The following is a 20,299-nucleotide window of genomic DNA, read 5'->3' as shown; positions in this document are numbered from 1 at the left end:
GGTCAGGCGATGTCTTCGGCCGGGGCGTCGAGGCCCATCGCGTTGAGGCGCGAGTAGTAGCCGTTTTGCGCCAGCAGTTGTTCATGGGTGCCGCGCTCGACGATTTTCCCCTGATCCATGACCAGGATCAGGTCGGCCTTCTCGATGGTCGACAGGCGGTGAGCGATCACCAGCGTGGTGCGACCTTTCATGACATGATCCAGGGCTGCCTGGATATGCCGCTCGGACTCGGTATCGAGTGCCGAAGTCGCCTCATCGAGAATCAGCAGCGGAGCATTCTTCAACAGTGCCCGGGCAATCGCCAGGCGCTGGCGCTGGCCACCGGACAGCAGCACGCCGTTTTCCCCGACCTGGGTGTCCAGGCCTTCGGGCAATTGGGCAATGAAGTCCATCGCGTAGGCATCCTTGGCCGCTTTCTCGATGTCTTCACGGGGTGCGCCAGCCAGGTCGCCATAAGCGATGTTGTTGGCCACGGTGTCGCTGAACAGGGTCACGTGCTGAGTCACCTGGGCGATATGCCGACGCAGGTTCAACAGCTTGTACTGTTCCACTTCGACGCCATCGATGAGGATTTCGCCCTTGTCGTGGTGATAGAAACGCGGAATCAGATTGGCCAGGGTCGACTTGCCGCTGCCCGAACGCCCCACCAGCGCCACCATTTGCCCGGGCTCGACCGAGAAACTGATGTCATTGAGCACCTGACGCTCGGTATCAGGGTAGGTAAAGCTGAGGTTGCGCACGTCCAGGCGACCGCTGACGACATCACGCTCGACGGTGCCGGTATCGACTTCAGGCTCGACATCCAGTTGCTCGAAGATACTTTCGGCACCGGCCACGCCCTTCTGGATGGTCGAGCTGACTTCGGACAGCTGGCGAATCGGCTTGGGCAGCAGGCCAGCAAGGGTGATGTAGGCCACCATGTCGCCAGCGGACGCATCGCCCCGCAGGAACAGCACCAGGAACATCAGCACGGCCATGGCGGTGTAGATCACCAGTTGCAGCAACGGCGTGTAGATGGCGCCGGTGCGGGTCATGCGCAATTGCTTGTCGGTGTTGCCCTGGCTGGCATCGAAGAAGCGTTTCTCTTCGTACTTTTCACCGCCAAAGCTGCGCACCACGCGATAGCCCTGGATCGTTTCGGACGCCACATGCGTCACGTCCCCCATGGCCAGCTGGATCTTCTTGCTCTGCTTGCGGAATTTCTTGCTGGCCGTGCGCACCATGAGGGCGATCAGCGGCAGGATGGCGACCATGACCAGCGTCAGGCGCCAGTTCATGTACAACAGCGAGGCAAACAGGAAGATCACCGTCATGCCTTCACGGATTACGACCTTGATCGCATCTGTTGCCGCCCCCGTGACCATGGTCACGTTGAAGGTGATACGGGAAATCAGGTGCCCCGAGTTATGCTTGTCGAAATACCGGTTTGGCAACACCAGCAGGTTGTTGAACAACTGGACCCGCAAGTCATGGACCAGGCCCAGGGAAACCTTGGCCAGAAAATAGTTGCCCAGGTACGATCCCAACCCCTGCCACGCGGCGATCAGGATGATCAGCAACGGCACCGCCTGTAGCAGTTGCAGATCCCGCAGGTAGGGCACGGTTGGAAACAGCACCGCTTCAGGATTGGATAGACCGTCGACAAAGTACTTCAGGATGTAGCCCAGCATTGGCTGCGTCGAAGCGAAAATCAGAAAACCGACGATGCTGATCAGGAACAGGCTGATATACGGCCGGACATAGCCGAGCAGGCGGAAGTAGATTTTCAAGCTCGATGGGCTTGCGCAGAGACTGGAGTCGGTCATATCACGCGAATGTCGATGAAAAGGACGCTGACTTTACCACAGCTTCCCCAGGGTTCTGGCAATCGCATACAGTCTGTGTATTGTGGCGCGTCAAATAGCCACCAGATGTCCCTGCCTTGGTATGGTCGCTCAATTCAGGAATAAGTTACCCAGCATGCAATTAAACGCTTTGAACAGCACGTCCAACAGAATCTTCGATTTCATTTGTTTGTGGATCCTTCCGCTCGGTTATTTATTGCTGCTTTGTGCGCTGTTTTTCCTGCCGGGACGCAGTGTGCATCACAAGCTTTACTATGGCCTGTTCAGCATTCCAGCACTGTTTGCGCTGTGCCTGCGGCCGCGGCTCGGCAAAGAGTTGCTGCGCGAACCGATCGTCATTGCAGTCCTGCTGTTTATGGCGTGGGCACTGCTCAGCCTGTGCTGGAGGCCAGACGACGACATCGACTTTGGCCAGTTCAAACCGCCATTGCACACCTTGTTGCTGTTTGTTGGCTGCTACCTGCTGGTGCGCTTTCGCAGCGAAATCATCCAGCCCCTGCTGTTCTGCGCCGCGACGGTGGCACTGGTCATTTCTGCCTACAACCTGTACAGGTTCGACCAGATCTATCAACCGGAAATGCGCCTGATCGGTGTAGGCGCTTTCGACAACCCACTGCTCAGCTCCCACGTTTTCGGCTTTTTTTGCACCTACTGGCTCAGCCTGAGCATGACCTGCAAGCGACGCCAGATACTTTGGCTGAGCGTACCGGCGATGGCGATCATGTTCGCCGCAGTGCTGGCCACCGGCTCCAGGACCCCACTGGTTGCACTGACGCTGGCTGCGCTATGGCTGTGTTTCATCTGCTGGAATCGACGCTCGGTGTTCATGCTTGGCGCCATGTTCTTCGCCGGTACTGCGACTTTCGCGTTATTTGCGGACAAAATCTTCGAAAGAGGCAGTTCCTTCCGCATCGAGCTCTGGCAATTGACCCTGGACCGGATCGCCGAGCACCCATGGATCGGGCACGGCTACAACGCCGTACTGAGACTGGACCCCGGCGTAGGCTACAACCTTCAGGAGCCCCATAGCTTTGTCTTGGGCGTGCTCTACTACGTCGGCATTATCGGCCTGCTGCCATGGCTGTTCTTTCTCGCATGGGGCTTCATCAGCAGCCGGCGCCATCGCGTGCAACCGCTGTTTATCATTGCCTCAGCCTGGCTGGCCTTCGGTATCGGCGCGGGCCTGACTGAAGGTGGCGGGATCATCTCTCGCCCCAAGGAGCACTGGTTCCTGCTGTGGATCCCCTTGGCGCTGATTGCCGCATTGAGCATCAATCAACGGGCCCGGCGCCTGCTGGACATGCCAATCAGGACCGCGACACCAGGCACCCTGCAACAGCTGACTGCCGATGCCCGGATCATCGAAGAGGATGGTCTTGGCCCCAAGGTCCTGCGCCTGAGTGATGGCAGTTTTCTCAAGCTGTTCCGCCGCCGCCGCTGGTATACCTCGGGTAGTTTCACGCCCTACTCCGACCGTTTTGCCGTCAATAGCGTGCAACTGCGCAGCATGGGCATTCCGACACCGCACATCCTCGATCTTTACCGGTTCGAAGACGGCAGCACCGCTGTGCATTACTCCCCGTTGCCGGGCAACACGCTGCGCCAGATCCTGCAAGGCATCACCGCCCCGGCGGTGCGCCAGGCACTGGTGGAGCGCTTCGGTAAATTCATGGCTCAACTGCACCAGCAGGGGGTCTACTTCCGCTCCCTGCACTTGGGCAATGTGCTGGTGCTGGAGGACGGCGAGTTCGGCCTGATCGACCTGGCCGACCTGCGAATTTACCCCTCGGCATTGAGCCCTTCCCTTCGTCGGCGTAATCTGCGCCACATGCAGCGCTACGCATCAGATCGGCATTGGTTGTTCGAGGATCACTTCGAAGCGCTGCTGCTGGGATACGCCGCGACGGCTTCGAAAGCCGACGTGGATAATTTGCACAGGCACGTGCTGGCCGGGAGTCCTCCAGCCCAGGCTCACTGATGATAGAAACCAACCCGCTGATCGCGATGACGGCTTACCTGCTCGCCATCGCGACCGCTGCGCTATTGTTGCGCAGTGTGCCGAGATTCACCCGACAGCTGGAGCACTCCGGCGAAAGCCGCTTTGCCGGCATCGACGGCTTACGCGGGTATCTGGCCTTCGGTGTGTTCGTCCATCACTCGATCATTACCTGGATTTTTCTGCAAACCGGTGTGATCGATTTTCCGCCGAGCAACTTCTACTCGCAGCTCGGCCAGGGCAGCGTCGCCCTCTTTTTCATGATCACCGGCTTTCTGTTCTGGGACCGCCTGCTCACCCACGGGAGGCAACACGACTGGCTGGCATTTGCGGTATCCCGACTGTTTCGCCTCTACCCGCTCTACCTGCCGCTGATGTTGACCGTGTTTGCCTGTGTGTTCTATTTGCAGGACTGGGAACTCAAGGACTCCGGCACCCAACTCATTGGCCAGACCCTGGCCTGGCTGATCTTCGACCGGCCAGACGTCAACCAGTACCAGCAGACCGGCATGCTGATCTCCAACGTCACCTGGACGCTGGGGTACGAGGTGTTTTTCTACCTGGCCCTGCCACTGGCCGCCATGGTGTTCATCTATCGCGGCGGCTGGATGCAGACAGTGCTGTGCCTGATCGGCATTTACACCCTGTACCAGGTGGTCGGCTGGGAACACTCGCTGAAAAAGCACTTCCTGGCCAGCTTCCTCGGAGGCATCGCTGCGGCGTACTGGATTCGCCGTCCACAATGGGTCGCCTGGAGCCTGTCTCCGCTGGCGGGCATCATCGCCCTGCTCGCCTTGGCGATCGCCTTTACAGCATTCAACCGGGCATTCAATCTGGGAGCGTTGTTGCTGCTTTCACTGTTCTTTGTGATCGTGGCCTCCGGCAACACCTTGTTCGGCGCCCTGAGACCACGCAGCATCCGCTGGCTGGGGGAAATCAGCTACAGCACGTATTTGCTGCACGGCTTCGTGCTCTGGGTACTGGTGCAGCGACTACCGCCGATATTGCACCTTGACGCCCGGCAAGCCTGGGTCTTCCTGCCGTTGATGGCCGCGTGCAGTTGCCTGCTGATCATCATCGGCAGCCTGACTTACCTGTACATCGAAAAGCCCGGCATCAATGCCGGCAAGAAAACCCTGCACTGGTTGCGCCAGAACAGGAAACCGGGGAAAGAACTTCCCGAGGAAACGGCTCAACAACGTTGAGCAATGGTCGCGGCATATCACGCCCCCTTGAATCCAGCCTTCGGCTCAGTCTTTCTCCACCCGTGAGAAATACATACGGCCCAACCCACGCCAGGTTTTCTTGTTCCAGGCCTTGAACGGAATCTGCGCCAGCAACTCCCGCGCCAGCTTGCGATCACGGTTGGCGGTCTTGAGGAACATGGAATTGAGAAACTTGTAGCGCACCTCGTCATACAGCGGGTGATCGCTGAAGAGCGCGTAGGTGCGCAGGATGCTGTCGATCATGAAGCGGTGGTTCTTGTAGGAGTTGGTGGCATGCTTGCGATAGCGCGCCATCAACACATTCAGACCATCGATGAAGTAGCCGGCATGGGTCACCTTCAATTCGATCAGCAAGTCTTCCAGGCGAATGGTCGGGTCGAAACCGCCCACCTTGTCCAGCGCTTCGCGACGGATCATCAGGGTGGGTGCCGGAGGATAGGGCTTGCGCTCCAGGAACATGTCATCGAAGTCCAGGCGACGGAACGGCACATCCCGGCGCTGGCGCTTCTCGGGGTAAAGATTGCCGTCGGCATCGATCAGTTCGATATTACCGGCGCAAATGCCGACCTCTGGCTTGCCGTCCATATGCGCGACCTGGGTGGCGATTCGCTCCGGCAGCATGATGTCATCCGAACCGAACGGCACGATCAGGCTGCCCTTTGCCCGGGCAATCGCACCGTTGAGGGTATTGGTCAGCCCCTGGTTTTCCTGAACCCGGAAGTCGAAACCATGAACAGCCTGCAACGCCTTGATCCGCTCGACGCTGTCATCCTTCGAGCCATCGTCGACCACCAGCAACTCGATGTTCCGGTAGGTCTGGTTGAGGACGCTGAGAATGCTTTCCTCGATGTAAGGGGCGTGGTTGTACGACGCGATAATGACCGTGACGATGGGTTGCGCGTCGTTCATGGCTGTTCCTTGCGGGCCTGTTCCAGGCCGGAGTCGATCAGGTTGAGGTATTCGCGACGGAACTCCTCGATGTCATGGTGTTGTTGCAAATAACGAAAAGCCTGCTCGCCCTTGGCCTTGAGCTCGTCATCCGAAAGGCCAAGGTAAGTGTCCAGCGCCGCCTGCAACGTCGGCACATCCTTCGGCGTAATCGCCAGGCCACCGGCCCCCTCGATGAGCGGCAACATGGCCGGCACGTTCGAGGCAATCACCGGCAAATGCCCACTCATGCCTTCAAGCAGCGCCAGCCCGAGGCCTTCGGCCAAAGAAGGCATGGTCCAGATATCGAAAGCGCGGATGTACTGCAGGGCAATTTCCTTGAACCCCAGCAAATGGGCGCGGCCACTTAGGCCGAGGCGGTCGATTTCCGCGGCCAGGCGCGACTCTTCGCGGCCGGCGCCGATGATCGCCAGTTGAGTATTGGGGTATTTGTCCTTGAGTGCCGCGAAGGCCTGCAGCAAATAGATATGACCCTTGACCGGCACCAGTCGCCCCAACGCACCGATCAGCCGCACCGACGGATCGATGCCCAGCATTTCACGGGCCTTTTCACGACTGTGTTGCAGACCTTCGGCCTGCTCAATGTCGATGGCATTGGTGATGGCATAGGTATTCTGATCGGTGAAGCCACAGTCACAGTCCAGCAGATAGTGCTTCACCGCTGGCGACACGCCGACGAAGCGCCAGTGACGATCGATCAGGCGCTGGGTCTGGCGGCGCCGGTAAAAACGGTCGTACTCGCCAAAGCCGTGGGAAATGCCGATGCACAACGGCACTTTCAACCAGCGGTTGAGCGCCAGCATCATGTTCACCGGCTTGAAGCGGTTGCAGATCACTACATCGAATTTTTCCCGACGGCAGAACTTGTACAGCTGCCACATGGCCCGCAGGCGCATGCCCTTGAGGGATTTGTCGGAAAATTCGAAGTACACCGAACGGTCGGCTCGGCTCACTGCTTCACCCGGCCCGGGTTTGCCGCGCAGAAACGCGGCGGTCACTTCATAGCGATCACTGGGTAGGGCCTTGACGATTTGCTCCGCGAGGTCGGCGAAATCATGGGCTTTGACGTTGTAGTCAGGCTGCAGCTGCAGGACCTTCGACCGCTGACTCATAACTCTCCCCGCTGAGAAACATTGCCTGGTGTGTGCTTGATGGACCACAAAAGCTCGTGGCGCCGGACGGCCTTGCGAAAGAACTCGTTCTGGCCATAGGTGGACGGCAACCGGCCGGCCAACAAACGTTGTATCAACCGACGCAAGCGACGCTTGAACGGCATTGCCGATTGCAGGTCGTGCATCATGCCCAACGCCATGGCCTTGTCTCGCTGCTGCTCCAGCGGCAAGGGCAGGCAATAAGGCTGCATCGGCTGGGCCGGATCGAAGGCCGGCGGCAAGGCGATGCCATCACCGGTATCGCCCATCGGCCAGCGGTCGTTGTCGTGCAGGTGGTTGGCATAGCCCAATAGCGTGGTCGGCTGCCAGTCCAGGCCTTGCAAGGCTTCGAGAACTGCCGCTTGGGCGCAGACATGGTCGGGATGCGGATCGAGGGTCGGATGCGGCAGGACGATGACCTCGGGGCGGGCCCGCAGCAGCAACTCACGCAGATCCGCCAGCAGATTGTTCCAGGTCGGCGCGCCATCGGCATCGCCCGGCAGCGTGAAAGGATTCAACTGACGGAACAGCCGGGTATCGCTCAGGTCCGCTTCCCGCGATCCCGCGGCCACCGCAGGCGCGGCCTGCATGCTCGCCAGTTGCAGGCAGAAATAACCAAGTTGTACGCAGCGGGCCTCGGGTACACCGGCCCAACGTGGCACGGTGATGCTGTCCCAGGTGCGCAGGCGGCCTTTCAAGCGGGCCGCATCGACCTTGTTCAGTCCCATCTGCCGGTAGTGTTCGGCTTCGATTTCGCCCGCTGTCAGCGTGACGATCCAGGTTTCGTCGGCCTGGCTGTACAAACCGTAGGCTGCCAGCTCGGCATCATCGGCGTGGGGCGCGATGACCATCACCCGTTGACGCCGATAATCCGGATGTTCCAGTGCCCACAGCACAGGCTCACCGAACACACGACAGAAACGCCCGCGCAAGCGCAGCTCGCCACGCGACAGCGCCTGAGCCTGACCACTGAGATTGAGGTAACGCAGGCCGTTTACGCCTCGTTCGAAGGTTTGTCGATCAGGGTTTTCGCCCCCCGCCAACTCGACCACTGGGTCGATAAAACGTCCCAGCCAGGTGCTTTTCACCCGCAGGGCCAGCACCAGCGTCGCATCGTCGACCAGCATCACGCCCTCGTCCAGCCGCAAATGTTCACCGTTCAGGTGCACTTTGGGCTGGGGCGTGTAGGGCGGAAAGCTGTACTGGTAATCGTCTTTCGGTGAGTAGAACAGGTGGTCGGCAAACCAGGCTTCGTGGGCAACCCAACCCAGAACCGCCAGCACCAGCGGCAACCACCAGGCCACCAGCACACCCATGACGATCAACAGCACCAGCGCAATCAGCAGGCCGATACGTTTATTGCGCCGATGGCGCTTGAGCAGTTGCTGTTTGCGGCTCATGGTTTGGCTCATACGGTGAAGACCGGCACGGGGTTGCACCAGCGATCCTTGTATTCACGGTCGGCGCGACCGAAGGAAAAGCGCAACGGTTTGTCCTGGGCCCGGGCATGTTCCCAGGCGCTTTGGGTATTGAGGAAACTCAACACACTGCCGGGGCTGAACTCGCGAGTCTCGGGATCGACCCCGCCATTGATGTATTCGACGCTGATCCACTGCGGGGTTTCGACGCGGTACACCAGTTGAATCGCAATCGGCGCATCGTTGAGGAAAATCACCGAGCCGATCAGCAACTCGCGCAGCAACTCGATGACCTCGGCCATGCGCTCGGCACCCGTCGCCGGGAAACCCCAGCGGCGCTGGAACAAGTCGCAGTAAATCGCCGCCAACTCAGCACTGGAAAATTCGGACACCGGCCGCACCACGCCACCGGCCTCTTCCAGCAAGCGCAATTCGCGGCGCTGGTTATAGCGAAATTTTTTCGACAGCTCTTCGGGCGTGCGGGCCATGGCCAGTTGTTCGGCTTGCAACTTGATGCCAGTGAAACGGCCTTCGTTCAGCGCCGACAGATACCGCGCGCGATGACGCAAAGGCGCCTGGGTATCGGCGGCGGCCGGCAGGATGATCTCGGCGTTGCCGAGGTCGAACAGACCCTTCTTGCCGCGACGCTTGAGCACGTCCTTGGACAAGGCCAGGTCGCGACCCCAGGTCGGGATCGCCGCCTTGACATCGTCGCCCTGCACCCAGGCCAGGTAACGCACCGGAATGTCAGCCAGTTGCGCCAGCCGCTCGACCACCATGGGATGAGTCGCGACGCTGCCGCCATAACGCTGCCAGGTTTCGGCGTAAGTCGAGGCGTCGACTACCGCCCAGCCACGCTCGCGCCAGCCTTGAAATCGGTTGAGCATCAGCCCCTCTGTGCCAGTTCGGTAACGTGCGGCAAGTGCCAGAAAGCATCGCGCACTGCGCGATCGGAGAAGCGTTCGCGCAAGCGCTCGAGCATCAACCCGGCACACTGCCGACGCTGCTGATCATCCATACCGTGCAGATGTTGCAGCCCTTGGGCCAGACGCCCGGCATCGCCCAACGGGAACAGGATGCCTACGCCTTCGACCACCTCTTTCGCTCCGCCGCACGCCGTGGCGAGCAAAGGAACGCCAGCGGCCATGGCCTCCAGCAGCACCATGCCGAACGGTTCGTGATCGGAACTCAGGGCGAACACATCGAAGGCCCGGAAGTAGTTACGCGCGTCCGGCACCTGACCGAGGAACAGAACCCGGTCACCGATACCCAGTTCCCGGGCCTGGTCCTTGAGGTCCTCCTCCAGGCGCCCTTTGCCGAGAATCACCAGCTGGCTGTTGGCGGGCAACCCCGGCAATGCCTCGGCGAATCCCTGCAGCAGCGTGGCCTGGTCCTTGTCCGGATGCAGCCGTCCGACGTTGCCGACGATCCACGCATCCGCCGACAAACCGAGGGTTTCCCGGGCCTCGCGAGCCGACACCTGGGTCGCCTGCAAGGCGTCCACATCGATACGGTTGTACAAGGTCTGGATCCGCGAAGCCGGCCACTTCGGCAGGCATTGGCGCATGTCGTCGCGCACGGCGTCGGACACACCGAGCAGACTCAAACGCTTGCGGAAAATATGCGCGAACAGTTTGCGGCTGCCACGTTTGTAATCGTCAAAAGCGTGGTGCACGCCAATCACCGGCAACGACGTGCCGAGCAAGGCGATATAGATCGGCTTGAAGCGGTGGGCGATGCAGAAACTGAAGTTGCGTGATGCGGCGATCTTGCGCAGATCGCCGATGGCACCCAGCTTGAGGCCACGAATGGCCTTGGAGCTGTACTCCATGAACAGCACTTCGTCGGAGGCGCAGCCCGCGGCGACTTCGGCATCGGCAACCCCGGTGAGAAACACCGTGGTCACTCGATAACCGGTCCCCGCGAACAGGCTGGCGTACTGCCGTGCGCAGTCCAGGAACGGCCCGTCATAGCCGTGGCAGAACTGCAGCACATGGCGTTCAGCCGAACGTGTCATAGGCGTTCGCGCCCTCTTTGACCACCAGGATGTCTTCCATGATCAGATACTGTAGATCCGAACCGAAGAACATGTTCAGGGCGTCAGTCGGCGAGCAGATCATCGGTTCGCCGCGACGGTTGAGCGAGGTGTTCAGCGACACACCGTTGCCGGTCAGCACTTCCAGCGCTTTCATCATGTCGTAGTAGCGCGGGTTGTATTCGCGCTTGAGCACCTGGGCTCGGGAGGTACCGTCTTCGTGGACAACTTCCGGCACGCGGGTCTTCCACTCTTCAGCCACTTCGAAGGTGAAGGTCATGAACGGGGCCGGGTGATCGATCTTGATCATCTGTGGCGCCACGGTGTCGAGCATCGACGGGCAGAAAGGCCTCCAGCGCTCGCGGAACTTGATCTGGTGGTTGATGCGGTCAGCCACGCCCGCAATGCTCGGGCAACCGATGATCGAACGACCGCCCAAGGCGCGCGGACCAAACTCCATGCGGCCCTGGAACCAGGCCACCGGGTTGCCATCGACCATGATTTTGGCGATCTGCTCGGGCATGTTGTCGAGCTTGCGCCAGGTCGGCTTGTTCTCATGACGGGCGCATGCGGCAATCACGTCCTCGTTGCTGTACGACGGGCCGAGGTAGACGTGTTCCATCTTCTCGACCGGCACGCCACGGGCGTGGGACACATAGGCCGCGGCACCGACTGCTGTGCCGGCATCGCCGGATGCAGGCTGTACGAACAGCTCTTTGACGTCGTCGCGGGCGATGATTTTCTGGTTCAGCTTGACGTTCAACGCACAGCCGCCAGCGTAGGCCAGCTTGCCGGTTTCCTTGAGCACGTCGCCCAGGTAATGGTCGATCATCTGCAGCGCAATTTTTTCGAACAGCGCTTGAATACTGGCGGCGTAGTGGATGTACGGCTCGTCGGCGATGTCGCCTTCACGCTTGGGACCCAGCCACTCGATCAGCTTCGGCGAGAAGTAGTAACCCTTGCCCTTCTCTTTGTAGCGACGCAGGCCGATGACGTTGGCGTAGTCGGTGTTGATCACCAGTTCGCCATTTTCGAACGAAGCCAGGCGCGAAAAATCGTATTTGCTGGCGTCGCCGTACGGCGCCATGCCCATGACCTTGAACTCACCGTCGAGCATATCGAAACCGAGGAACTCGGTGATCGCGCCATACAGGCCGCCGAGGGAGTCCGGATCGAAGAATTCCTTGATCTTGTGGATCTTGCCGTTTTCGCCATAACCGAAGAAGGTCGTGGCGTACTCGCCCTTGCCGTCGATACCCAGGATCGCGGTTTTCTCTTTGAAACCGGAGCAGTGATAAGCGCTGGAGGCGTGGGCCAGGTGGTGTTCGACCGGCTCGATCTTGATCTTCTTCGGATCAAAACCCAATTGCTCCAGGCACCAGACGATCTTGTTGCGATAGCGCTTGTAGCGACGGTTACCCATCAGGATCGCGTCGAGGGCGCGGTCCGGGGCGTACCAGTAACGCTTGGCGTACTGCCAGCGGGCCTTGCCGAACAGGCTGATCGGGGCGAATGGAATCGCGACCACGTCAACGTCGGACGGCTTGATGCCGGCCTGTTCCAGGCAGAATTTCGCCGATTCGTAGGGCATGCGGTTCTTTGCATGTTTATCGCGTACGAAGCGCTCCTCTTCAGCCGCCGCGACCAGCTTGCCGTCGATATACAGGGCTGCGGAAGGATCATGGCTAAGGGCGCCGGACAGGCCAAGAATCGTCAATGCCACAGGGGTCTAGCCTCTTTAGTCTGCATGCAGGCGCAAGCGCCTCAAAAATTAATGTGCCCTCGCAAGGGGCGAGAGACAGCTAAAGGGCGGGATTATAGCGTAAAAGCGACGGCAAACCTCTAGCCGCAAGCGGCATGCAACTACGGCCGGGGCCTCGCGGCTTCTTTTTATCCGCGTGCAGGTCGCCAATAGATGGAAATATTGCCGTCCACGCTTTGCCGGTAAATCGTGTACGGCAAGACAACAGTGTCCAGCGCGCCGGACACGGCCAGGTCCACCAATACGAGCGGTACAAGGATGCCCGTAGGGTCTGGCGGCGCATTCAATACACAGAAGTCGTAGGCCAGGCCGCTGTAGACCCGGGGAATGGATTGGCAATAGGTCTTTTGCCGGCGCAGCCCCTGCGCGGCCTGGGCTTCATCCAGCAGGACGGTGGCGGCGGTCCCGCAGCCCGTTAGCGACACTGATAAAACACCCGCTGAAACTGCCATTTTGATCGTCACTGCCTGCCCTCCGAGAACGTCGGGCAAACTAGCATCGGGGCAATTTTGGCCACAGCTCATGACTTCCCAAGATCGCGTAGGACGGTTCACAAGAACTTGTCTGCTTTCTTGGTTGGCAGTTCCGGCCTCATCGTCGGAACGCCGCCCGGAGCAAGCTCGCTCCCACATTTGAACTGAGGTGTTCACAGGTTTTGTGTTCACCACCAATCCCTGTGGGAGCGAGCTTGCTCGCGATAGCGGCTTAAGCAGCGCCTGAGATGTCCTTGGGAAGACGCTGATCGATGACCTGGTAAAGGGCACTACCTTCAGGCCAATTGCGCATGAACCGCGCGCGATCCCTGGCATACGCCGGGGCGAAGCTGCCGAGGGAGCCGTGCTGGCACATCGAGTCGAGGTCGATCAACGCCCAGCGATCCTGCTGCCAGAACAGGTTATGCCCCTTGAAGTCGCCATGGCTGATGCGCAGGCGAATCAATTCGGCGAACAGATGATCCAGTGCCGCCAGTTCGGCTTGCGGTGCATCGCCACGTTCCACATACGGCGCAAAACGCTCGATGATGTCCGGCCCCGGCAGGTACTCGGTGATCAGGTAAGCCCGGCTGCGCAGCCACATGAAACGCTTTTCCAGCAACGCCAGCGGCTTGGGCGTGGCAATCCCGAGGAATGCCAGGCGGTTGCCTTCGCGCCAGGAATGCCAGGCCCGGCTCGGGCGCCAGAAACGCTTGAGCCAGTGAGCAAAACCCTTGATGTTGTAGCGCTTGATCACCAGCGTGCGGCCATCCACCTCGACCTTGCCGACACTCGCCGCACCGCCGGTCTTGTACAGATGCCCCTGATCGAGCAAGGCATCGGCCTGCTCCAGCACCGGCACCATCGACGGCACTTCCTCTCGGCGAATCGCCTGTAGTCCGAAGGCCCCGCGCTGGACGCTGAACAGCGTGCACTCGCGGCCGACCTTGATCAGGAAGTCCTTGAGGCGCCAGCTGCGGACCTTGTCGATCTGCTTCTGCAACGCTTCCATGGGCAAGGCGTGTTCGCCGTTGCTGAGCAGGTAATACACCAGCAACTCTTCAATGAAGGGCTCGATCGACTTCGGCAACTGGGCGAAGAACACCCCGAGGTTTTCCAGGACCTTCTGCCGGGACAGCGGCTGGCCAGGCGTCTCGCAGCAGATGCCCGCGCCATCGATCAGGTACAGGCGCCCGCCCTGGCGCAGCAGGTTGTCCAGATGCAGGTCTTCTTGCCACAGCCCCTTGCGATGCATCTGACCGATCGCGCCCAACGCCTCGGCCAGCACCGCGCCTTGCCCATCGGACAGTACGGGCTGCTGCTCAACCTGCTTCCAGGTGTCGCCCAGGCTTTCGGCATGCTCAAGGAAATCAAACAGCAGCCAGCCACCCTCGCCGTCCTTCAGGCCATCGGCCAACAACTGCGGCGTGGTCAGCCCCTGGGCAGACAGTAGGCGCACGCCGTCCAGTTCACGCTGAAAATGCCGTGCAGCCTTGCTGCCGACCAGCAATTTGGCCAGCACCGGCCGGCCACGCCAGACGCCGGCACCGACATAACGCTGCCCCGGCAACACCCGCAACAGGCTCAGCAATTGCAACTCGGCGGGGCCGGCGGCGTCGGCCAGCGAAACGCTCAGCGGCAAGCCTGGGGTACGGCCGGCAGACTTCAGTTCGGACAATCGCATCAGCGTGGCCTCTTCTGGCTGCGCCGCGCGGTCAACCGCTGCAGCCAGTTGTCAATCAGCGAGCTGTCCTGCGGCTGATCCAGATAGGCGGCCAGCAATTGCCGCAGTTGCGACTCGCCCCACTCGGGCGCGCGACGCGTCAGCGGTTCCAGATCCTTGATTCGGTCACGCTGCCCGTACAGCAGCGGCCGGGTCTTTTCCAGGTCAATCAATTGAGCCTGATAGCCGTTGCCGGTGGCGCGCATGAAAATGTGCTTGGGATAAAAGCACCCATGCACCTGGCGTGCGGCGTGCAGCTGCCGGGCCAGTTCGCCACTGGCCTTGAGGATTTCCGAGTGCTGCTCAGGGCTCAATTGAGCCCAGCGCTGCAACAGCGAGTCGAGGTCGTCCCAACCGTCCAGGGCGCGGGTCATCAGGATCGCGCGGACTTCGCCATTGACCTTGCGCTCCCCGTAAAACACCGCGTCCAGCGCCGGAATGCCCATCTTCCGGTAACGGGAGATGTTGCGAAACTCGCGAGCGAAACTCGGCTCGCCGAACGGTGCGCGCAAGGTGCGGGTCAGGTAGTTGCTTTGACGCTTGAGGTAAAAACCATGACCTTCCAGATCCAGCCGAAACACGCTGCTCCAGCCACCGCGACCGGTGTTGGGTTCGTCCACCGCATCGAGCTGCTTGGCCCAGAGCGCCTCGAACGTGCCGAGGCCATGGCGCTCAAGCAGCGCACGGTCCTCAGCGGCCAGAAAATCAGTCATTCGCGTCCCTCGAAAAATCTCACCACATGCCGGATGCGTTTTTTGTCCGCAGCGTTGAGCCGGGTCCGGTTGCGGTATTGCAGGTAAAAGCGCAGGCGCTGGGTAGCCGACAATTGATACTTGGCGACCTTGTCCAGGCACGCCAGATCCTTGGTAATACGGTACTTGAGCCAGAAACCGCGCCAGAAATCGCCGTTGGGGCAGTCGATCAGAAACACTCGAGCCTCATCGTCGATCAGCAGGTTGCGCCACTTCAGATCATTATGGGTGAAGCGGTGGTCGTGCATGGTCCGGGTGTATTGGGCCAACTGGCGACTGACGGTATCGACCCAGGCGCGATCCGACAGCTTCGGGTCGCGGCGCTCGGCCAGTGCCGACAAGTCTTCGGTGCGCGGCAGTTCCCGGGTAATCATCGCGCCGCGAGCGTAGGCCGCACCGCGCCGCTCCAGCCCCCAGGCCACTACTTCGGCAGTGGGAATGCCCCACTTGGCGAAGCGCTTGAGGTTCTGCCATTCCATCTTCACCCGAGGCTTGCCCAGGTAACGCCGCAAGCCTTTGCCGGCACCCACATACCGTTTGACGTAATAGTTGACGCCATTGCGCTCGACACGGATGACCTCCGAGAGCACGTCACTGGTCAAACGCTCGCCTTGCAGTGCAAACACAGCCTCGAGGCTGCCAAAGTCATCGGCCAGCTCGCTGTAGGCCGGATCCAGTTTCCAACCCGACATCAGAGCGCATCCCCGTATCGCTGTTTACGCTCATAGAGCTTGTTGGCCTTGCCGTCGAGCCAGGCCAGCAAAGACGCCTCTTCACTCAGGATCTGGCGCAGCGGCTGCTGGAAATAGCCCTTGAGGAAGCGCAGCTTGTCGCGGCGGGTCAGACCGATGTCCAGCGCGGAAAAGTACAGCGCGGCCAGGTCCTTGTTGCGCCAGCGCGAGGTGATCGCCGGGCGGGTCTGGGCACGGTGCAGGTCGATCACCGAGAGCTTGAAGTCATCAAAGGTCACCGGCTTGTCGGTGTGCAGCAGGAAATGGCAGATGTAGCAGTCGCGGTGATTGACCCCGGCGCGGTGCATCATGCCAGTCATGCGTGCGACTTCGGCGATCAGCGCGCGCTTGAGTTTTGGCTCGGGCGGCTGCTTGACCCAGTTGATACTGAAGTCTTCCAGGCTGACCGTCGGCGCCAGCTCTTCGGTCACGATGAACGAGTGCTGGTCGGCCGGGTTGCTACCCTTCTCGCCATACGCAACGGCGGTCATGGTCGGCACGCCGACTTCCTGCAGGCGCTGAATGGCCTGCCACTCCTGACCGGCACCCAGTACAGGGAGTTTGGCGGTGAGCAGGTTCTTGAAGATTTCGCCCCAGCCGATGCCACGGTGGATTTTCACGAAAAACCCGTTGCCGTCGACTTCCGTGCGTAATGTCCTGCGTGCTTCCAGCTCGCGGTACACCTCACCCTTGAGCCCCTCGACTTCGGCGAACGGGTCGCGTCCGGCCCAAAGGCTCTTGAACGGTTCAGCCAGCATCAACTTCATTTAAGCGCGCTCCGCCAGAATCACATCGGCCGCGTGCTGCGGCATGCTGTAGAGGTCGGCCGTTTCGGCGAAGGCCAGACCGTTGCGGCTCCAGGCCGCCCTTGCTTGAGCGTCGTTCAACATGCCGGTCAGGTACTGCGTCAGCTGCGCCTGATCGAACGGTTCGTCCAGCACCAGGCCCGCATCGGCCTCGGCGATGTAATGGGCGTAACCGCACACCGCACTCACCAGCACCGGCAGGCCGGCCACCAGGGCTTCGAGCAGCACAGTGCCGGTATTTTCGTTGTACGCCGGGTGAATCAACAGATCGGCACCCAGCAGGAAACGCGGGATATCGCTACGCCCCTTGAGGAAGGTGACGTTGTCGCCCAACCCCAATGTCGCACTCTGCATCTGGAATAATTTGGGGTCATCCTGGCCAATTACAAACAGCCGGGTGCGCTTCTTCAGATCAGCGGGCAATGCCGCCAGGGCCTTGAGGCTGCGGTCCACCCCCTTGGTCTTGAACCCGGAACCGATCTGCACCAGCAGCAGTTCGTCGTCCTTGAGATTGAACTCAGCACGGAACCCGGCGCGAATTTCATCGGCATCCGCCGGTCGGCGACGGTCCTGGGCGATACCCGGTGGCAGCAGGTGGAAGCGCTCCAGCGGAGTGTCGTAATGCTTGATGAACAGCGGCTGCTGGACCTCGGAAATCATCAGTACTTCGGTCTTCGCCTCTTTGGCGAACACCGCCCGCTCGTATTCGGCGAAATGGCGATAGCGGCCCCAACGGCGATACAGCGAGTTACGCAGGTTCTGCGCCTTGTCTTCGAAGCAGCCGTCGGCGGCATAGTAGACGTCCAGGCCCGGCATCTTGTTGAAGCCGATCAGGCGGTCGACCGGGCGCTTGGCCAGGTCCGCTTCCATCCATTCGCTGAGCTTTTCGTTGCGCCGATGGTTGAAGAACGCCTTGACCGGCGCCACCAGCACTTCGAAACCCGGAGGGACGTCGCCTTCCCAGATCAGCGTGTAGACGCGAATCTGATGGCCGCGTTTCTGGCACTCCAGGGCGATTCGCATGAAGTCGCGCTGCAAACCGCCAAAGGGAAAATATTTGTACAAGACAAATGCCAATTGCATCAGCGCAGCTCCTCAGCCATTAACAACGTGCTCAGTCGGCTGGCGACACGCTCGGGATTCAGACGCGTGAAGCACAACGGCCACTCGCGTTTCAGGTCAAATTGACGGGCATCTTCAGCCGTCGGTTGATAAGTGCATTTCTTTTGCAGGCACGGAGCACAAGGGAAATCGCTGGCCAGGTGAATCTGCACCTTGCCATAGGCGCCGGTCAGGCCCGGATTGGTCGGGCCGAACAGCGACAGCGTCGGCACATCCAGCGCGGCAGCCAGATGGCCCAGGCCGGTGTCTACCGCCACGCAGGCTTGCGCGCCCGCCAGTACCTTGCCGACACCGGCCAGATTCAGTTTGGGCAACACTTCGGCGTGTTTGAAACCGGCAGCGATACGCTCGGCGCGGGCCTTTTCCACGGCATTGCCCCAAGGCAGTTTCACCCCGACCCCAAGGTAGCCGACCCGTTCGGTCAGCTCGCGCCAATAGGCTTCTGGCCAGTGTTTGGTGTCCCAGGTGGTGCCGTGCAGAAACACCACGTACGGATTCTTGCGCGGCAATTCCACCAGGCGCTCGATATTCAAGCCGTAGTCGCCCAGGCCTTTGGGCAAGTCATAGCCCAACGCGATGGCGAACAACTGACGCACTCGCTCCACCGCGTGCTGCCCGCGGGCAACGGCCAGGCGTCGATTGTAGAAGCGCGCGGCGATGGGCTCGCGCGCCGAGCTTTTATCGAGGCCGGCCACCGGGGCCTTGACGTAACGGGTCAGCCAGGCGCTTTTCAGCAAGCCCTGGGCGTCGATCACCAAGTCATATTTCGTGGCGCGAACGCTTTGCTTGAAGCGCTTCCACTCACCGCTCTTGATGGTCTGCCAGATGTTTTTGCGCCAGCGACGGATCGCCACCGGAATCACCTTGTCCACCGCTGGATGCCAGGTCGGGATCTCGGCAAAGCCTTCTTCCACCACCCAGTCGAATTTGATGCCGGGAATCGCCCGTGCAGCGTCGGTCAACGCCGGCAACGCATGAATGACGTCGCCCAACGATGACGTCTTGATCAACAGAACCCGCAAGCTATTTGACCTCGACCGGAGTGCCTTGCAACCGCTGCAGGGCTTCGTTCACCGCTTGCGGCATGAGTTGGCGCAGGCAGTTGTAATGGCCGAAACGGCAAGTGCGGTCGAAGCATGGGCTGCATTCGATACCCAGGCGAACGACTTCGACGTGCTCGGCCAGCGGTGGCGTGAAACCTGGCGACGTCGAGCCGTAGACCGCGACCAGCGGGCGGTTCAGCGCGGCGGCAACGTGCATCAATCCGGAGTCGTTGGACACCACCGCATCGGCGCAGGACATCAGGTCGATGGCTTCAGCCAGCGAGGTGCCGCCGCTGAGGTTGACCGATTCTTCACGCAGGCCGGGAATCAGCCGCGCGCGGATGTCTTCGCCCACGGCGTGATCGTTTTTCGAACCGAACAGCCAGACTTGCCAGCCTTCGCGGATCTTCGCTTCGGCAACCGCGGCGTAATGCTCGGACGGCCAGCGCTTGGATTCACCGAACTCGGCACCAGGGCACAGGACCAACACCGGGCGGTCGAGGGTCAGGCCGAATTTGGCCAGTGCCGCTTCGCGGGTAACCGGGTCGATCTGCAGTGTCGGGCGCGGATAGGGTTTTGGCAGTTCAACGCCAGGCTCGTAAGCCAGGGCCATGAAGCGCTCGATCATCAGCGGATAACGATCCTTGTCCAGCGTGCGCACGTCGTTGAGCAGGCCATAGCGGAACTCGCCACGCCAGCCGGTGCGTTTCGGGATGCCGGCAAAGAACGGCACCAGTGCCGACTTCAGGGAATTGGGTAGCAGGATCGCCTGGTCGTACTGGCCAGCCAGGGATTTGCCGATGCGCCGACGCGTTGCCAGCTCCAGGACACCGTGACCGAGCGGAAAGCTCAAGGCCTGGCGAACTTCGGGCATGCGCTCAAGAATCGGCCGGCTCCACTCGGGGGCCAGCACGTCGATTTCGCATTGCGGGTGGCGTTGTTTCAGACACTGGAAAAGTGTCTGCGCCATCACCATGTCACCGACCCAACTGGGCCCAACGATCAGAATTTTCATGTGGTTTCCATAAACGAACCGGGGAGGCCTACGCCTCCCCGCCTCGAGAATCTCTGCGGGAGCACGGCGGCTTGCGATGGGTCATCACCTTCAACATTGCTGTCGAGTGTCACTCCGCTATCGCGAGCAGGCTCGCTCCCACATTGGGTATTGGTGTACCTCGATCCGCATGACACTGCAGATCTACTGTGGGAGCGGGCTTGCTCGCGAAGGGGCCGTCACATCCAACATCACTATTGACTGACACTCCGCCT

17 protein-coding genes are annotated in these 20,299 nt (G+C 60.6%); 2 read left to right on the top strand and 15 right to left on the bottom strand.

The window, feature by feature from the left end; genetic code table 11:
• Positions 1-2: 2 nt before the first annotated feature.
• On the bottom strand, positions 3-1,805 hold the full coding sequence (gene msbA / locus ACMDB8_RS01875; RefSeq protein WP_056725526.1) for a lipid A export permease/ATP-binding protein MsbA: 1,803 nt from the start codon (positions 1,803-1,805) through the stop codon (positions 3-5).
• Between the two features lie 154 nt (positions 1,806-1,959).
• On the opposite strand from msbA, the gene ACMDB8_RS01870 reads away from it, so the two are divergent.
• Positions 1,960-3,822, top strand: a complete 1,863-nt coding sequence (locus ACMDB8_RS01870) for an O-antigen ligase family protein (RefSeq protein WP_056725529.1) — start codon at positions 1,960-1,962, stop codon at positions 3,820-3,822.
• The gene (locus ACMDB8_RS01865) at positions 3,822-5,045 is read left to right on the top strand and encodes an acyltransferase family protein (RefSeq protein ID WP_056725531.1); all 1,224 of its coding nucleotides are present in this window, start codon (positions 3,822-3,824) and stop codon (positions 5,043-5,045) included. The genes ACMDB8_RS01870 and ACMDB8_RS01865 overlap by 1 nt, the downstream gene beginning before the upstream one ends.
• Positions 5,046-5,090: 45 nt before the next feature.
• Here the strand turns inward: ACMDB8_RS01865 and ACMDB8_RS01860 are convergent, their stop codons facing one another.
• From ACMDB8_RS01860 to waaF, 14 genes are all read right to left on the bottom strand, one after another.
• Positions 5,091-5,975 (bottom strand): glycosyltransferase, encoded by an 885-nt coding sequence (locus tag ACMDB8_RS01860; protein ID WP_056725534.1) that lies wholly within the window; start codon positions 5,973-5,975, stop codon positions 5,091-5,093.
• Positions 5,972-7,126 (bottom strand): glycosyltransferase family 4 protein, encoded by a 1,155-nt coding sequence (locus ACMDB8_RS01855; protein WP_409078564.1) that lies wholly within the window; start codon positions 7,124-7,126, stop codon positions 5,972-5,974. The genes ACMDB8_RS01860 and ACMDB8_RS01855 overlap by 4 nt, the downstream gene beginning before the upstream one ends.
• On the bottom strand, positions 7,123-8,565 hold the full coding sequence (locus tag ACMDB8_RS01850) for a PIG-L family deacetylase (RefSeq protein ID WP_409078563.1): 1,443 nt from the start codon (positions 8,563-8,565) through the stop codon (positions 7,123-7,125). The genes ACMDB8_RS01855 and ACMDB8_RS01850 overlap by 4 nt, the downstream gene beginning before the upstream one ends.
• An 8-nt stretch (positions 8,566-8,573) precedes the next feature.
• Positions 8,574-9,470, bottom strand: coding sequence for an antimicrobial resistance protein Mig-14 (locus ACMDB8_RS01845; RefSeq protein ID WP_056725538.1), 897 nt, complete (start codon positions 9,468-9,470; stop codon positions 8,574-8,576).
• Positions 9,470-10,600, bottom strand: a complete 1,131-nt coding sequence (locus ACMDB8_RS01840) for a glycosyltransferase (RefSeq protein WP_056725540.1) — start codon at positions 10,598-10,600, stop codon at positions 9,470-9,472. Before ACMDB8_RS01840 ends, ACMDB8_RS01845 begins: the two co-directional genes overlap by 1 nt.
• Positions 10,584-12,341 (bottom strand): carbamoyltransferase family protein, encoded by a 1,758-nt coding sequence (locus ACMDB8_RS01835; RefSeq protein ID WP_056725542.1) that lies wholly within the window; start codon positions 12,339-12,341, stop codon positions 10,584-10,586. Before ACMDB8_RS01835 ends, ACMDB8_RS01840 begins: the two co-directional genes overlap by 17 nt.
• A 167-nt stretch (positions 12,342-12,508) precedes the next feature.
• On the bottom strand, positions 12,509-12,844 hold the full coding sequence (locus ACMDB8_RS01830; protein WP_082562989.1) for a YceK/YidQ family lipoprotein: 336 nt from the start codon (positions 12,842-12,844) through the stop codon (positions 12,509-12,511).
• Positions 12,845-13,085: 241 nt separating this feature from the next.
• Entirely contained in the window at positions 13,086-14,537 is a 1,452-nt protein-coding gene (locus tag ACMDB8_RS01825; protein WP_409078562.1) for a lipopolysaccharide kinase InaA family protein, read from the bottom strand.
• The gene (locus ACMDB8_RS01820; protein ID WP_056725550.1) at positions 14,537-15,289 is read right to left on the bottom strand and encodes a lipopolysaccharide kinase InaA family protein; all 753 of its coding nucleotides are present in this window, start codon (positions 15,287-15,289) and stop codon (positions 14,537-14,539) included. Before ACMDB8_RS01820 ends, ACMDB8_RS01825 begins: the two co-directional genes overlap by 1 nt.
• Positions 15,286-16,020 carry a lipopolysaccharide kinase InaA family protein gene (locus ACMDB8_RS01815; protein ID WP_046039745.1) on the bottom strand — a complete coding sequence of 245 codons (735 nt, stop codon included), beginning with the start codon at positions 16,018-16,020 and terminating at the stop codon, positions 15,286-15,288. Before ACMDB8_RS01815 ends, ACMDB8_RS01820 begins: the two co-directional genes overlap by 4 nt.
• Complete coding sequence (rfaP, locus tag ACMDB8_RS01810; protein ID WP_056725551.1) at positions 16,020-16,826, bottom strand: lipopolysaccharide core heptose(I) kinase RfaP; 807 nt, start codon at positions 16,824-16,826, stop codon at positions 16,020-16,022. Before rfaP ends, ACMDB8_RS01815 begins: the two co-directional genes overlap by 1 nt.
• Positions 16,827-17,948, bottom strand: coding sequence for a glycosyltransferase family 4 protein (locus ACMDB8_RS01805; protein WP_223541743.1), 1,122 nt, complete (start codon positions 17,946-17,948; stop codon positions 16,827-16,829).
• Complete coding sequence (gene waaC / locus ACMDB8_RS01800) at positions 17,948-19,009, bottom strand: lipopolysaccharide heptosyltransferase I (protein ID WP_409078561.1); 1,062 nt, start codon at positions 19,007-19,009, stop codon at positions 17,948-17,950. Before waaC ends, ACMDB8_RS01805 begins: the two co-directional genes overlap by 1 nt.
• A 1-nt stretch (position 19,010) precedes the next feature.
• Complete coding sequence (gene waaF, locus ACMDB8_RS01795; protein WP_056725557.1) at positions 19,011-20,045, bottom strand: lipopolysaccharide heptosyltransferase II; 1,035 nt, start codon at positions 20,043-20,045, stop codon at positions 19,011-19,013.
• Positions 20,046-20,299 lie beyond the last annotated feature (254 nt).

Source organism: Pseudomonas monachiensis, from assembly GCF_047345015.1.
Lineage (GTDB): Bacteria > Pseudomonadota > Gammaproteobacteria > Pseudomonadales > Pseudomonadaceae > Aquipseudomonas > Aquipseudomonas monachiensis.
Note: the sequence above shows the minus strand (reverse complement) of the source record. Positions and strands in the feature narration are given on the sequence as shown.

Excerpts from the sequence above, each read along its gene's own strand:
- rfaP (WP_056725551.1), bottom strand. The coding sequence starts at position 16,826 with ATGAAGTTGATGCTGGCTGAACCGTTCAAGAGCCTTTGGGCCGGACGC.
- ACMDB8_RS01825 (WP_409078562.1), bottom strand. The coding sequence starts at position 14,537 with ATGCGATTGTCCGAACTGAAGTCTGCCGGCCGTACCCCAGGCTTGCCG.
- ACMDB8_RS01845 (WP_056725538.1), bottom strand. The coding sequence starts at position 9,470 with ATGCTCAACCGATTTCAAGGCTGGCGCGAGCGTGGCTGGGCGGTAGTC.
- ACMDB8_RS01865 (WP_056725531.1), top strand. The coding sequence starts at position 3,822 with ATGATAGAAACCAACCCGCTGATCGCGATGACGGCTTACCTGCTCGCC.
- ACMDB8_RS01815 (WP_046039745.1), bottom strand. The coding sequence starts at position 16,020 with ATGTCGGGTTGGAAACTGGATCCGGCCTACAGCGAGCTGGCCGATGAC.
- waaF (WP_056725557.1), bottom strand. The coding sequence starts at position 20,045 with ATGAAAATTCTGATCGTTGGGCCCAGTTGGGTCGGTGACATGGTGATG.
- ACMDB8_RS01850 (WP_409078563.1), bottom strand. The coding sequence starts at position 8,565 with ATGAGCCGCAAACAGCAACTGCTCAAGCGCCATCGGCGCAATAAACGT.
- ACMDB8_RS01870 (WP_056725529.1), top strand. The coding sequence starts at position 1,960 with ATGCAATTAAACGCTTTGAACAGCACGTCCAACAGAATCTTCGATTTC.
- ACMDB8_RS01855 (WP_409078564.1), bottom strand. The coding sequence starts at position 7,126 with ATGAGTCAGCGGTCGAAGGTCCTGCAGCTGCAGCCTGACTACAACGTC.
- ACMDB8_RS01860 (WP_056725534.1), bottom strand. The coding sequence starts at position 5,975 with ATGAACGACGCGCAACCCATCGTCACGGTCATTATCGCGTCGTACAAC.
- ACMDB8_RS01840 (WP_056725540.1), bottom strand. The coding sequence starts at position 10,600 with ATGACACGTTCGGCTGAACGCCATGTGCTGCAGTTCTGCCACGGCTAT.
- msbA (WP_056725526.1), bottom strand. The coding sequence starts at position 1,805 with ATGACCGACTCCAGTCTCTGCGCAAGCCCATCGAGCTTGAAAATCTAC.
- ACMDB8_RS01820 (WP_056725550.1), bottom strand. The coding sequence starts at position 15,289 with ATGACTGATTTTCTGGCCGCTGAGGACCGTGCGCTGCTTGAGCGCCAT.
- ACMDB8_RS01805 (WP_223541743.1), bottom strand. The coding sequence starts at position 17,948 with ATGCAATTGGCATTTGTCTTGTACAAATATTTTCCCTTTGGCGGTTTG.